This is a genomic window from Sulfitobacter sp. L-8 (assembly GCF_056859255.1).
This window is the reverse complement of record NZ_JBSXOD010000053.1, coordinates 160,909-174,369: the sequence shown is the minus strand read 5'-3', so window position 1 is coordinate 174,369 and position 13,461 is coordinate 160,909. Positions and strand designations below refer to the sequence as shown.

The following is a 13,461-nucleotide window of genomic DNA, read 5'->3' as shown; positions in this document are numbered from 1 at the left end:
TCCTTTGCTTTTCTTATTCTGGTGAAGACGACAGGTTTTTCTTGCGCACCCGCTTTAGCGCCGCGTCGGTAAAGACACGCAGCCCCAGATCGGGGCGATAGCCGTGTATTTCGCTTACATCCAAAGCGCGCATAAACGACAGGATTTCCTGGCTTACTACCTGTCCGGGGACAAGGATGGGAAAGCCGGGCGGATAGGGGATGATAAAGCTTGCGGATACAACCGTTTGGTTGCTATCCATCGCATCTTTCAGCGATCCGTTCATCTCAAGGTAATCTGTGTTCTTTTCGTCGTAAGCCAGGAAAAACGCCGTTCTGATATCACCTTCGGAAGTGATGCTATCACTGCGGAACGCTTCGTGAAAGCGGCTGAAATCCGGCAGCGGCGGGTAGTTCTCCATCAGGTTGGCAACGCGGTTATCGAACGACCGACGCTCCATCTTGCTGGCGTCGTCCAGACGGTCATCCAGTGATTTCGCGATCTCGACCAGCACTTCGATAAGGTAGGCAACGCTGGAACGCGTGGTACCGATATTGGTCATGAACAACACGGTATTGCGCGAGGTTTTATTGATCTGGATGCCGTATTTATCCATCAAGATATCGGTCTTGAATGTATCACCGTCCCAGCCCGTACCACCCACGAGCAACGTCACGCGGCTGGCGTCCAGAACAAACTGGTCATTCTCCCAGCAGTCCCACATGTCAGTCCAGCCCTGTTGCTGATCATAATAACTGGTCACCCCGCTTTCACGGTATTCTTCCGGGATCATGTCACCGGCAGTCAGCACCTTGAAGTATTTGTTCAAAAGGGGATGGTCCGCTATCGCACGTCGCATCGACAAAGCCGCCTCGATCTGGCGCTGGACAAATTCAAAGCCTTCCAGTTCGACCTGACGCCGCCCCACATCCAAAGACGCGATGATCTGATAGTTTGGCGATGTCGAGGTATGCGTCATATACGCTTCGTGGAAAGACTGTTCGACCTCGCCTTTAAAATCCTGATCATTGACGTGGATCATCGACCCCTGCCGCAGCGAGGTCAGCGTTTTATGTGTCGATTGCGTCGTGTACACCCTGACACGCGATTTCGGCGGCGGAATCAGGCGCGTATTCAACAGCGTTTCGTCATCTGCGTCCTTCAGTGTTTTCTGCTGCTTTTCATACGCTTCCAGATGCTGAGCGGATTTGAACTTTTCGCGCAGGGTATTGGCGGCGTTCATGCCGGTGCGCTGGCGGTATGTCGGGTTGAACCTGGCAAATGCAAACCATGCTTCATCCCACAAAAATATAAGGTCGGGCTTGATCGCCAGACATTCCTCCATCACCCTCTCGACGTTATACACAAGCCCGTCAAAGGTACAGTTGGTCAGCAGCAGCATGCGGACCTGATCCAGTTTGCCCGCGGCTTTAAGCGTCAATAGCTGGTGCTTGATTTCGCGCAGCGGCACCGCGCCATACATCGAATATTTATTCAGTGGATAGCTATCAAGGTAACACACCTGCGCACCGGCCAGCACCATCCCGTAATGGTGGGATTTATGGCAGTCGCGGTCGACAAGCACGATGTCGCCGGGGCGTACCAGTGCCTGCACAACGATCTTGTTACAGGTCGAGGTGCCGTTGGTCGCAAAGAACGTCTGTTTGGACCCGAATGCCCGCGATGCCAGTTCCTGTGCCTCCTTAATAGGGCCGTGCGGTTCCAGCAGACTGTCCAATCCGCCCGATGTCGCCGAGGTTTCTGCCAGAAAGATGTTTGGTCCGTAGAACGCACCCATGTCCTGAATCCAATGCGATCGGGTGATCGATTTGCCGCGACTGATCGGCATGGCGTGGAAGACACCCGTGGGCTGTTTGGAATATTCAACAAGCGCAGTAAAGAACGGCGATTTGTTGCGGGCCTGAACGCCACGAAGGATGTTCAGGTGCAGCTCCATGAAATCTTCCTGATTGTAAAACACCCGGCGACAAATCCCCAAGTCAAGACCGGCAATGTCTTCGACCGATCTTTCGGTGACCAGATAAGCGTCGAGCTCGGGGCGTACCTTGGCGATCATCCGGCACAGTTCAGGGCCATAGTTTTCGGGTTGAAGCGCGTCGATTTCTTCCTGACCGCCGGCACGGGCCAAATATCGGACGAGTATCGTTTCATCCATCTTGGATTTCAGCGTCAGGCCTGGCCGCACGACGATGGCCTGAATGTTGTGGTTGAACAACACCGCGATCAACGCGTCTTCTATGGATTTGACCACCACCGCTTCGTAATGAAACGGGTCTTCGGTGCGACGCATGCGCGTCACGTTGGATTTCAGCCAACGTTCTTGCTGATCGTTCACATCATCGACAATCAGCACTTCGAAATAGGGCTTGGTCAGGGCGCGTGCTTCGGGCGACAACATCGCTTCGTCGTCATGCTCATCGTGATCAATGCTGTCACGCTCCAGGGGGATCGACCGTCGCCGGTACGCGCCAGTGGTCAGGGCGCGGGTGATGCGATTGACGGCAAATGACATGTCATCAAAGCTGTTGTGGTTCAGCATCCGTTGCAGATGTTCAAACGCCGGCATCCCTGGAAAGGCCCAGTAGGGCTCAATCAACGAAAGCGAGGCGAACAAAGCCGTGCACTGTTCGCGCAACACCTTGGTTTTCTCTGGGGTGATGTCCCGCGTCAGTGCGCTTGAGGCCTCGCGCAGCGCGCTCCACCGATCAGATCTAAGCTGAATTGCCGACGAATAGTCGTTCATAGAATGCATCAATCATACTCCGCTAGGGGCTTGAACCGCTGCATTCTGGGGCCTGACCAAGGCGCGGTCAGGCCAGAAGTCAGCGCATCAGCCGCTGGATGTCGGTCCGCTGCCCGACACAGTGTCGGGCTTTACGGGTGGGTTTGGCGTAGCCGCAGGTGGGACTGCGGGTGAAGGTGCAGGCGTGGCTTCTTCGATCGCTGCTGTACCTGCTGTGGGATTGGGAAGCGGTTCCGGCGCAAATGCCGGTTGAACGGGAACCATACCCGGCACGGCCCCCTGACCCTTGAAGGCCGGGGCATCGGGCACATGTCGGGCCGGGACGTCTACGTGCAGACCGGCGCGTGTCCCTTGATGCGGGATTTCAAGCGCCCCCAGCGTGTTCAGGTAGGCATCTGTGCCGCTGCTCCGGTCATAAATCGAAAAGTCCGTTGACCGGTCTCGGAAGGACTTGAGAACCTGGCCAAGCCCCTTCATCCCCGTTTCGCGTTGCCGGCGTACCATCGACAGATCGACTTCGATCGGGAACATGTCTTCCTGTCCGGCCGACTGGTGCAAAACCATCGACGTGGGATCGACCACCAGGGATTTTCCCACACCCCCGGCACCCAGACCGTTCACCGCAAACACATAACATTGAAACTGCGCCGCTGTTGCGCGTGCGATTGCCAGCTCTGCGTCGCGGTCGGTGGTACCGGTCAGCACCGGCGTCAACAACACTTCGACGCCTTGACTGGTAAGCTGACGCGTGGTTTCGGGAAACCACATGTCGTAACAGATCGACAGGCCAAACCGCCCGACCTCGGGCACATCAAAGACACAGAACTCCGTCCCGGCCGCGATACCGGATTCATAGGGCCGGAACGGGAACATCTTGGCGTAACGGCGAATAATCTCGCCCTCGGGGTTGATCACGACGGCAGTGTTGTACACACGCCCGTCTTCAGGGTTTTTCAGGAACATCGACCCGGGGATCAGCCAGACGCGGTGCTTGCGCGCGGCTGCCTGAAACACCTCGAGGGTTTCATTTTCTGGTGGCAACGCAAAGCGGTCAAGCGGACCGAACGGCGTAAGTTCCGAAAACAGGACCATTTGGGTCCAGGGGAAACGCGCCATAAGAATATCCAACCGCTGGATCATTCCCTCGACATTGGATTCCAATGCACTCACGTACATCTGTACGCCGGCAATCGCAAAAGGTGTCATAACTTGTCACTCCGTCCAAAAGGGCGGAACTGACAGGAAATGCTCCCTCCGTACGCCCAACTTGACGGGTCCATACGCCCATCGTTGGGAATATTAAACAGGTGACTTGGTGGAAAGGCCACCTCTGTTTGCACGGATTCTATGAGAGATATGCACACAGGACTAAGTTACGCCGTCACGGTTCTGGAAGTGCCGCGTTGATTGCGCCCCCGTTGAAGCATGACCACCAATGCCAGAAGCAGCAAGGCAGGAATAAACATCCAGTATTTGCTGGGTGTTGGGACCGGTTTGAGAACCCGCAGGATTTTCTGATCCCAATCCAGGCCCGCAGCTTGTGCCGGCGACCCATAGGCCACATCGTCTATGAACATGCGATCACCTTCGGTGCGCATTGCGAGACCCGCTGCCTCGAGCCGCTCTTCACCCGTGGCGCCGCCACCGATCGGCAAAAGCGAAACGAACTCTATCGGGTCCCCCAGATCGCCGACCCCGGACACCCTGATGCGCAGGTCCTGGCCCGTCGGCGTTTCAGCAGCCGCCTGAACGATGGCGGCCGGAGCTTCTTCTTCGAAGGGCGGGAATACCATGTCCATCCAGAAGCCCGGTCGGAACAACGTGAAGGCGATCAACAGCAGGGCAATCGTTTCGTAAAATCGGTTTTTTGCCAAGAACCACCCTTGGGTGGCGGCTGCAAACAACAGCATTGCGAATGTCGCGATGATGAAAACGAACACCCCTTGGGCGATCGTCACGTCGATCAACAACAGTTCGGTGTTGAAGATGAACAGAAACGGAAGCGCAGCGGTGCGCAGGGAATAGAAGAAGGCGACGACACCGGTTTTGATCGGATCGCCCCCCGAAACCGCCGCAGCGGCGAAGCTGGCAAGGCCCACAGGCGGCGTCACGTCGGCCATGATGCCGAAGTAGAACACAAACAGATGCACCGCGATCAACGGAACAATCAGCCCGTTCTGCTGTCCCAGCGTCACGATGACGGGTGCCAGCAATGCGGATACGACAATGTAGTTCGCAGTCGTCGGCAGGCCCATTCCCAAGATCAATGACAGGATTGCTGTCAGGAACAAAATAGCGAGGATATTCCCGCCCGACAGGACTTCGACCACATCGGCCAAGGCAGAACCGACCCCGGTTTGGCTGACGACCCCCACGATGATGCCTGCCGTCGCAGTGGCGATGCCGATGCCGATCATGTTGCGTGCGCCTACGATCAGCCCATCGATCAAATCCTTGACGCCTGCAACGACATCGTTGGCGAAACGGCTTTCGCCACGGAACATCGCCATCAGTGGCCGTTGGGTCAGAAGAATGAACACCATATAGGTGGTCGCCCAAAACGCGGATAGGCCAGGTGAAAGGCGGTCCACCATCAATGCCCAGACCAATACGACGATAGGCAGGATGAAATGCAAACCGGATCGCACGGTCGGACCCGGCAAGGGCAGGCGGGTGACCGGTTCATTCGGATCGTCCAACACCAACGGTTCTTCTCGCGAGCCGATATAAAGCAAGCCGATGTATACAGCCGTGAGTGCGGCAAAGATGATATAGCCCGCAGAGTTCGGAAACGCGGGGCGCAGCCACCCCATGCCATAATAGACCGCCAGGCTCAGCGCCGATATGCAGGCAACGATGAAGGCGGATACCAGCAAGCGCTGGATGATCGGTTTTGGGGTATAGGGCCGTTCCAGACCCTTCATGCCGGCTTTGAGCGCTTCTAGATGCACAATGTACACCAGGGCGATGTATGAAATGACGGCAGGCAAAAATGCATGTTTGACCACGTCGAAATAGGGAATACCCACGTATTCCACCATCAAGAACGCCGCAGCGCCCATCACGGGCGGCATGATCTGGCCATTCACCGACGATGCCACTTCGACCGCGCCCGCCTTTTCAGAGCTGAAACCGACCTTTTTCATCAGCGGGATCGTAAACGTGCCAGTGGTGACCACGTTCGCAATGGACGATCCTGAAATCAGCCCCGTCATAGCCGAGGATACGACCGCTGCCTTTGCGGGTCCGCCTTTCATATGGCCCATCAAGCTGAACGCGACCTGAATGAAATAGTTGCCCGCACCTGCCTTATCCAGCAACGCGCCGAACAGGACGAACAGGAAAACAAAAGACGTCGAAACCCCCAACGCGATGCCGAACACGCCTTCGGTCGTGATCCATTGGTGGTTCACGATCTCGGAAAGCGAGTTGCCCTTGTGTGCGATGATATCCGGCATCATCGGGCCAAGAACGTTGTACACAAGAAACAGCGAGGCAACGATTGTCAACGCAGGCCCAAGCGACCGACGGGTCGCCTCGAGCAGGATCATGATTCCGATAACGAAAACGACCATATCCTGCATTGTCGGGGCACCGACACGGGTTGAAATCTCGCGGTAATACACGAAAATATACAGTGCCGAGGCCGCGCCGATAATCGAAAGCAGCCATTCCCAGACCGGTATGCGGTCCTTGGGTGAACCCAGTACCACCGTCGCCACGACGGCAATTGCGACAAGCGGAATCCACCATGTCGGTGTGCCGTCCTTTGCGCCTACCATGAACAGATATGCCAGCATCACTGGTACGGCTATCCCCAGCCCCATCTGCCATTTCGTATGGGCAGCGGGGAACGCTGTGACCCCGAGGAAAACGGCAAAGGCAAGGTGAATCGACCTGGTTTCAGTGTCGTTGAAAACACCCCAACCCAATGCAAACGGGATCGGTGACGCAATCCATAGCTGAAATAATGACCATGAAAGGGCGACGAGGGCCAAAAACACCCCGACTGCACCCATTGCTGACCTGCCGCCTGTGTCAGACGAGGCGACAAGCTCATCCAGCTCTGCCTCGCTCAAGCCGCCTCTTCCGGCGGCTTCGGCCTCGACGGTAGCGGCTTTGTATCGGTCATTTTCGTGCATTATCATCCCCTCGGCGGCCCTGTATTTTAACAGGTGCGTATTATTCTAGGGTCTTATTGCGCTGTTCGTCGCAATCAGCGAACGCAAAGCTAATGTTGCGTTCGCTGTTTTTGTGATGGGTGGTATTATTCCATCCAGCCACGTTCTTTATAGTACTTCACGGCGCCATCATGCAGCGGTGCGGAAAGCCCGTCTTTGATCATGTCTTCTTCCTTGAGGTTCTCAAAGGCCGGGTGCAGCTTCTTGAAGCGATCAAAGTTGTCGAACACAGCTTTCACCACCTCGTACACGACCTCATCGTCGACATCGGCGGACGTCACAAATGTCGCTTTCACACCAAAGGTCTTCACATCGTTGTCGGTACCTTTGTACATGCCGCCTGGGATGGTCGCATAGGCATAGAACGGGTTGTCCGCGACCAGTTTGTCGATCGCTTCGCCTTCAACCGGCACCAGCTTGGCATCAACGGTGGACACCGCCTCTTGGATCGACCCGTTGGGGTGGCCCACAGTATAAACGATCGCGTCAACCTTGTTATCGCCCAAAGCAGCCGCTTGTTCTGCGGGCTTCAGCTCGGATGCCAAAGCAAAATCATCCATCGACCAACCCTTGGCATCCAGAACAACCTGCATGGTAGCAAGCTGGCCCGAACCGGGATTGCCGACGTTTACGCGCTTGCCTTTCAGGTCATCAAAGCTTTCGATTCCTGCATCTGCGCGTGCGATGACTGTAAAGGGTTCGGAGTGCACCGAAAATACAGCACGTTCTTTGTCGAACTTATCGCCCTCGAACTGCGACGACCCGTTATAGGCGTGGAACTGCCAGTCAGACTGGGCAACGCCCATATCCATATCGCCAGCCTTGATCGCGTTGATGTTTGCAATTGAACCACCGGTGGAAGGGGCAGTACATTTCAGGCCCGTCTTGGCGCTGTCCCGGTTGACCAAGCGGCAGATCGACTGACCCACGACGAAATAAACGCCGGTCTGACCGCCGGTCCCGATGGTGATGAACTTTTCCTGTGCTGTCGCCGCCGTTCCCGCGACGAGCGCAGAAGCGATAGCGATTGACTTGAAAATAGCCATTTGATGTCTCCCAATTATAATTGTGGTGCGCTCGCTTTCCGCGCGAGTGCCCTTTCTCATAGCTAGAAGGAACGCAGATATGTCCAGTAAAAACAAGGCTATTTATTCGCGAAGGCCGCCAGTTTTGGGTGTTGACCGCGTAAATCGTGACGGTTTGCCACCGCCCCGCGAGGCAACACAAAAAACCCCGTCGCGATACTTTCGTCGTCGGGCACCCGATCATTATGGGGGGCTACACGGCATAGCACCCTAGCAAAGCTTTGCTAGGGGTCGGCAAATCGGGGGTGCGTGCGCAACCGCGCACCGGCATGGCCGAGAGCGCTCAGAATGGCTTTGCGCTCTCGGGTTTTGTCGATCAGACTTACTTCGCTTCGTCTGCGACCGCAGCCATAACAGCCGCTTCGAAGATCGCCAGGCCTTCGTTAACAATCTCGTCCGAGGCGGTAAGGGGCACCATCACGCGAACCGCGTTGCCTTGCATGCCGCAGCTAAGTAAAAGCAAGCCTTGCTTTAGTGCGTGGGCTATCACGCGCTTGGTAAAATCCGCGTCTGGTTTCGCGCTGTCAAAGTCCGTGACGAATTCAACGGCGACCATAGCGCCAAGCCCGCGGATATCCCACATACGGTACGGCGCGGCGCGGGCACCGATTTCGGCAAACCGTGCCTTGAGGTGTTCACCCATAGCTGTCGAACGCGCCAACAGGTCTTCGTCTTCGATCGCGTTGATTGCAGCAAGCGCAGCGGCACAGGCAACCGGGTTGCCCCCGTAGGTTCCACCCAAGCCGCCAGGGATCATCGCATCCATGACATCAGCGCGACCGATGACGCCCGCCAACGGATAGCCCCCCGCCATCGACTTTGCGACGGTAATAAGGTCGGGCACCACGCCGGAATGTTCGATCGCAAACCATTTACCGGTACGACCAAAACCCGCCTGCACCTCGTCGGCAATCAGCATGATGCCGTGTTTGTCGCAAATCTCGCGCAGCTGGTGCATCATGTCGAATGGGACCGGGGTATATCCACCTTCGCCCAATACGGGTTCAATGATGATGGCGGCGACACGTTCAGGCTGTGCGTCGGTCAGGAACAGATTTTCAAGACCGGTGATCGCATCCTCGACCGTGATCCCGTCGCGAGGCGATGGGAAAGGCGCGCGGAAGATATCGGACGGGAAGGGACCAACGTCTTTTTTGTAAGGAGAGATTTTACCCGTCATACCCAAGGTCAGCAACGTGCGCCCGTGATACCCGCCGGTAAAGGCGATGACACCCGGCCGACCGGTCGCAGCCCGCGCGATCTTGACCGCGTTTTCGACCGCTTCGGCACCGGTAGTGACCAGCAACGTTTTTTTCGGCATGTCGCCCGGTGCCAGCGAATTCAGCTTTTCAGCCAGTTCTATATAGGGGCCGTAGGGCACGACCTGAAAGCTGGTGTGGGTATAGTGATCTTCTTGCGCCTTGGCCGCGGCGATGACCTTTGGGTGGCGATGGCCGGTGTTCAACACGCCAATACCACCTACAAAGTCGATATAGCGATTGCCTTCAACATCCCAAAGCTCGGCATTTTCCGCATACTTCGCGTAGATCGGCGCAGCCGACGCAACCCCACGCGGCACGGCAAGCTCTCGGCGTGCAATGAATTGCGCGTTGGTTTCCAAAGCCATGTTTGCATCAAGCATATCGGGCACGATCGTGCTTTTTGCCGTTTTCTTTGCAGTGTCCCTACGGGGCTGCTTCTTGACAGTGCTAGGCATATACAAATCCTTTGTGTGAAACGCAGGCGCGCGTTTAAAATCCTATTATTTCGTTTAATTTAATTGTCAATTGCATTTCTTTGAATCGCTATTGCCGCGAAAAACCTACAGCAAAATTTGCCTGTGATCGCACACAGATACGCGATAAGAGACAAATAGAAATTTACCGGGGGCCGGCATGGATATAGGTCAAAGGCTAAGATCGATTCGCGAAGATCGCGGCCTCTCACAGCGAGAACTGGCAGCCAAAGCCGGGCTTACCAACGGGACCATCTCTCTTATTGAGAAAAACAAAACCAGCCCATCGGTTGCGTCTTTGAAAAGCCTTCTGGACGCGATTCCCATCAGCATGGCAGAGTTTTTTTCAACGTTGGAAGATACGCAAACCAGCAAAGTATTTTACCGCGAGCACGAGTTCACCAAAATATCCCCGACCTCGCATGGGCAGGTTTCACTGCGTCAGTTGGGCAATGCCGAACAACATTCACTACAGGTGCTGCACGAAACATACCCACCCGGCGCGGATACTGGCCCGGAATTTATAACCCATGAAGGTGAGGAAGCCGGCATCGTGATCTCCGGCGAAATCGAAGTTACCGTCGGTAATACAGCCGAAACGTTAAGACCAGGCGACGGATATATGTTCGATAGCCGCCTGCCGCATCGGTTCCGGAATACCGCCAAAGAAACCTGTATCGTGGTAAGCGCGTGCACCCCGCCCAGTTTTTAGAACTGCTTGCTACAACCTCGCCGTCATTCTTTTGTTTCGTCGCCGGGGTCTTCGGTACTATGTTGTATGTGGTCGCGCTGCCGATCCTGATTACGTCCGCGCGAAGTAGTCAGTGAAACAATGGCAAGTGCAGCCACGCTCAAAATTACGGAAGAACTAAGAAAAAGATCTGCTGCCATTGTCGCCTCCTGTGCTTGGTGTTTCGCCGTTCACAAGCTCAACGGCGTACTCGCGATGTCGTTCCATCGACGTTTCATCCGTAATGCACAGATGTCACACCCAGAAACGCCGCCACACATCCATAAGTTGCGTCGCACGACATATCCGGAGCCCCCAGCACACCAATAAAACTCCCTGAATCCAAAGGAAATTTCGTAGTTCTTCAGGATAGCGGGAGGTTATTTGACAGATGATGTGGCAATAATTAACAGATCCTAAATATTTTTGATCTCTCCCACGCATACGAAAACGTGAACAAACTCAATAATCATAAACTTCTTTTGACTGAAGCGGGACATGGAATTCAACGCAAAGTGTGTAAATGCCGTCTTCTTCGTTGGTCTCCACCTGCCCGTTCAATTGACGCGAAAAAGCATTGATCAATCGCGAGCCCAACCCGGTTCCCACTTCATCCTGACCTCCTCCGGTGGTGTTCTTGACGATCAGTTTCGCTGACTCTGCCCCCGTATAGGCGAGGTTCACGTCAATGAAGGAATTCGCGTCTTCGCCGAGGGTAACATATTTCATGGCGTTGGTTATGGCCTCGGACACCAGCAAAGTTAACGGAGCCGCATCGTCAGGATCGAGTTGGATAGCTTCATAATGCTGAATAATCTTTACACTGGATCCTGACGGCAAGCCGACGCTCAGCAACTGATTTACGATCTCGTTGGTCAGCGCCCCCCCATCGACACGCGTCAAACTGTCGTTTTGATAAAGGCTTTTATGTACTGTGGCCAAGCTCAGGATGCGGTCTTGCAGGCGTTGCAAAACCCGCTTCGCATCCTGGGTGGACGCCTGGCGAATTTGCATGTTCATGATCGACGATATCAGTTGCAGATTGTTTTTGACCCGGTGATGCACCTCTTTCAACAGAATGTTTTTCTGTCTTAGGTTATCTTCCAGCTTCGCTTCATCCCGCAGAATAGATTCAGCCATTCCGATGAATGCCTGCTCCATGTTGACTATCTCAGTGGGAACCACGCCGCCCAGCGGCGTACGGGGTAATGTTCGGTTCAGCGCAAAATGGCGCATTTGCCGGCTTAGCTTGCCTATGTGCTTGATTGCCAACCGGTTCAGCGCCCAAAAAGCCACGATCAAGCTCGCAATCCACATCGCGACCGGCAAAAACAGGCTAAGCGCAGTTGTCGAACCGGCTTTGAGCAACGAAGAATCCGTGGGCCAGACGCTCATCGCGTAGACGACCCCCGGCACGATCGGCAAAACGGCATAGACGCGTTCCTTGCCGCTTTGGTTCACATCACGAAAAACCCGGCCGGATTGTCCGACATACCATTTCAAAGCAGCAAAAGACGGAAGCTCGCTTTCCGCCACCGTCCGACCGTTTTCGGTGGTCAGGATTTCGCCCTGCGTATTGAACGTCAGCATCGCTGCGGGAGGTACCTTGATCTCGGGGTTGGCAACTTTCGCCAACATCCTTTCGGGAATGGACATATTGATAAAGCCGATCAGTTCTCCACTCACCTTAAGGGGGTTGGTCACGACCAGAACGGGTTCCTTGCTTTGCATCGGATTCATGACGATGCTGGCCATTCTCTCTTTTTCGCGGATCATCTTCATGAATACTTCGCGGCGCGATACATCATCCGGTATCCCCGATGAGACGCATTCACGTTTTCCGTCGGGCTGAATAAAACTGATAACGGTATAGAGGTCCGAAGTTTCTTGATATTCGCGCAAGAAAGCGCTGCAAGAAACGTCATCATCCTTTATCAGATTGACGATAGACGCCAGGGCATCGGCGGCACCAAAAGCTTCTTGAATAGCATTACTTTGCAACGCCGAAGCCTGCTCGGTGATGGCGAGCAAGGACAATTCGGCGTTGGACAGGTTTTGATCCGCGATTTCGCGGGTTTGAACAACGGCAATCAGCCCAATGGGCAATAGAGCAAGCGACAGAAACAGCAGCACCCGAAACGCCAGACCCCGAAAAACATTGGTGCTCAAAAAGCCGGAGGTCATAGTTAAAAACCGGGGGTCATGGTTAGAAAGAAGAAACTTTGGATGATGAAATCACCGACATTGTCGCGTCGTCGGTCATTTCCAAGCTTTCATCATCGCGCAGACCCATGAGTTCAGCGATCCGCGCGCGTGCCCGATTGGTGCGACTTTTGATCGTCCCTACGGCTACGCCACACATTTCGGCCGCTTCTTCATAAGAAAAACCCGACGCACCGACCAGCAGCAATGCTTCGCGCTGTTCGTCTTTCAACTCTCCCAACGCTTTTCTGAAATCCGACATTTGCATGTGCCCGTCATGCGCGGGCTTTTCAGCAAGGTTCTCAGTAAACACCCCATCAATGTCGGCCACCTCGCGGTTGGCCTTGCGACGCGAAGAATAATAAGTGTTGCGCAGGATGGTAAACAACCAGGCACGCATATTGGTCCCTACCTGGAATTTATCGATATTGGTCCAAGCTTTTACCAAAGTATCCTGAACCATATCATCAGCGATTGCGCCGTTTCGCGTCAAACTGATCGCGAACGCCCGCATAGCCGGCAGGTGCACTACCAACTGATCCCGTGGGTCTGAAACACTCATTAGTTTCTACCGATTTTCTTATCTTGCTCTTTCAACTGATTAAGCAGGTCTTTGAACTTGTCTGGAATACCTTCCTCCACCGTTTCGTCGTAGACGCGGCGTAGGTTCTCGTCGATAAACCGCTCTCGCTCATCGTTTTGATTTGGGTGCATGAACAAGATTCCTGCTTTCTCTTTACTTGATTTACAACACATGATGTGGAACCAAACTCAAACTCAAGGGG

10 protein-coding genes are annotated in these 13,461 nt (G+C 54.7%); 1 reads left to right on the top strand and 9 read right to left on the bottom strand.

What is annotated here, in order from left to right; genetic code table 11:
- Nucleotides 1-13 precede the first annotated feature (13 nt).
- From AC13DE_RS14160 to gabT, 5 genes are all read right to left on the bottom strand, one after another.
- The gene (locus tag AC13DE_RS14160) at nucleotides 14-2,752 is read right to left on the bottom strand and encodes an aminotransferase class I/II-fold pyridoxal phosphate-dependent enzyme (RefSeq protein ID WP_446315568.1); all 2,739 of its coding nucleotides are present in this window, start codon (nucleotides 2,750-2,752) and stop codon (nucleotides 14-16) included.
- A 78-nt stretch (nucleotides 2,753-2,830) separates the two neighbouring features.
- Complete coding sequence (locus tag AC13DE_RS14155) at nucleotides 2,831-3,949, bottom strand: carbon-nitrogen hydrolase family protein (RefSeq protein WP_446306367.1); 1,119 nt, start codon at nucleotides 3,947-3,949, stop codon at nucleotides 2,831-2,833.
- A 167-nt stretch (nucleotides 3,950-4,116) separates the two neighbouring features.
- On the bottom strand, nucleotides 4,117-6,885 hold the full coding sequence (locus tag AC13DE_RS14150) for a TRAP transporter permease (RefSeq protein ID WP_483048195.1): 2,769 nt from the start codon (nucleotides 6,883-6,885) through the stop codon (nucleotides 4,117-4,119).
- Between the two features lie 125 nt (nucleotides 6,886-7,010).
- Nucleotides 7,011-7,970, bottom strand: a complete 960-nt coding sequence (locus tag AC13DE_RS14145; RefSeq protein WP_446296698.1) for a TAXI family TRAP transporter solute-binding subunit — start codon at nucleotides 7,968-7,970, stop codon at nucleotides 7,011-7,013.
- A 361-nt stretch (nucleotides 7,971-8,331) separates the two neighbouring features.
- Nucleotides 8,332-9,651, bottom strand: coding sequence for a 4-aminobutyrate--2-oxoglutarate transaminase (gabT, locus tag AC13DE_RS14140; protein WP_483048436.1), 1,320 nt, complete (start codon nucleotides 9,649-9,651; stop codon nucleotides 8,332-8,334).
- Between the two features lie 253 nt (nucleotides 9,652-9,904).
- Here gabT and AC13DE_RS14135 point away from each other — a divergent pair, with 253 nt between their 5' ends.
- Nucleotides 9,905-10,456, top strand: coding sequence for a cupin domain-containing protein (locus AC13DE_RS14135; protein ID WP_483048194.1), 552 nt, complete (start codon nucleotides 9,905-9,907; stop codon nucleotides 10,454-10,456).
- Between the two features lie 23 nt (nucleotides 10,457-10,479).
- Here the strand turns inward: AC13DE_RS14135 and AC13DE_RS14130 are convergent, their stop codons facing one another.
- From AC13DE_RS14130 to AC13DE_RS14115, 4 genes are all read right to left on the bottom strand, one after another.
- Complete coding sequence (locus AC13DE_RS14130) at nucleotides 10,480-10,635, bottom strand: hypothetical protein (RefSeq protein WP_483048193.1); 156 nt, start codon at nucleotides 10,633-10,635, stop codon at nucleotides 10,480-10,482.
- Nucleotides 10,636-10,936: 301 nt separating this feature from the next.
- Nucleotides 10,937-12,658, bottom strand: coding sequence for a histidine kinase dimerization/phosphoacceptor domain -containing protein (locus AC13DE_RS14125; protein WP_483048192.1), 1,722 nt, complete (start codon nucleotides 12,656-12,658; stop codon nucleotides 10,937-10,939).
- A 22-nt stretch (nucleotides 12,659-12,680) separates the two neighbouring features.
- Complete coding sequence (locus AC13DE_RS14120; RefSeq protein ID WP_446296445.1) at nucleotides 12,681-13,238, bottom strand: RNA polymerase sigma factor; 558 nt, start codon at nucleotides 13,236-13,238, stop codon at nucleotides 12,681-12,683.
- A complete protein-coding gene (locus AC13DE_RS14115) occupies nucleotides 13,238-13,390 on the bottom strand; it encodes a NepR family anti-sigma factor (RefSeq protein WP_446296446.1) in 153 nt (50 codons plus the stop codon). Before AC13DE_RS14115 ends, AC13DE_RS14120 begins: the two co-directional genes overlap by 1 nt.
- Between the last annotated feature and the right edge of the window lie 71 nt (nucleotides 13,391-13,461).

Bases quoted from the DNA above. Each gene is read 5' to 3' on its own strand.
- AC13DE_RS14160 (WP_446315568.1), bottom strand. From the start codon at position 2,752: ATGCATTCTATGAACGACTATTCGTCGGCAATTCAGCTTAGATCTGAT.
- AC13DE_RS14155 (WP_446306367.1), bottom strand. From the start codon at position 3,949: ATGACACCTTTTGCGATTGCCGGCGTACAGATGTACGTGAGTGCATTG.
- AC13DE_RS14150 (WP_483048195.1), bottom strand. From the start codon at position 6,885: ATGCACGAAAATGACCGATACAAAGCCGCTACCGTCGAGGCCGAAGCC.
- AC13DE_RS14145 (WP_446296698.1), bottom strand. From the start codon at position 7,970: ATGGCTATTTTCAAGTCAATCGCTATCGCTTCTGCGCTCGTCGCGGGA.
- gabT (WP_483048436.1), bottom strand. From the start codon at position 9,651: ATGCTTGATGCAAACATGGCTTTGGAAACCAACGCGCAATTCATTGCA.
- AC13DE_RS14135 (WP_483048194.1), top strand. From the start codon at position 9,905: ATGGATATAGGTCAAAGGCTAAGATCGATTCGCGAAGATCGCGGCCTC.
- AC13DE_RS14130 (WP_483048193.1), bottom strand. From the start codon at position 10,635: ATGGCAGCAGATCTTTTTCTTAGTTCTTCCGTAATTTTGAGCGTGGCT.
- AC13DE_RS14125 (WP_483048192.1), bottom strand. From the start codon at position 12,658: ATGACCTCCGGCTTTTTGAGCACCAATGTTTTTCGGGGTCTGGCGTTT.
- AC13DE_RS14120 (WP_446296445.1), bottom strand. From the start codon at position 13,238: ATGAGTGTTTCAGACCCACGGGATCAGTTGGTAGTGCACCTGCCGGCT.
- AC13DE_RS14115 (WP_446296446.1), bottom strand. From the start codon at position 13,390: ATGCACCCAAATCAAAACGATGAGCGAGAGCGGTTTATCGACGAGAAC.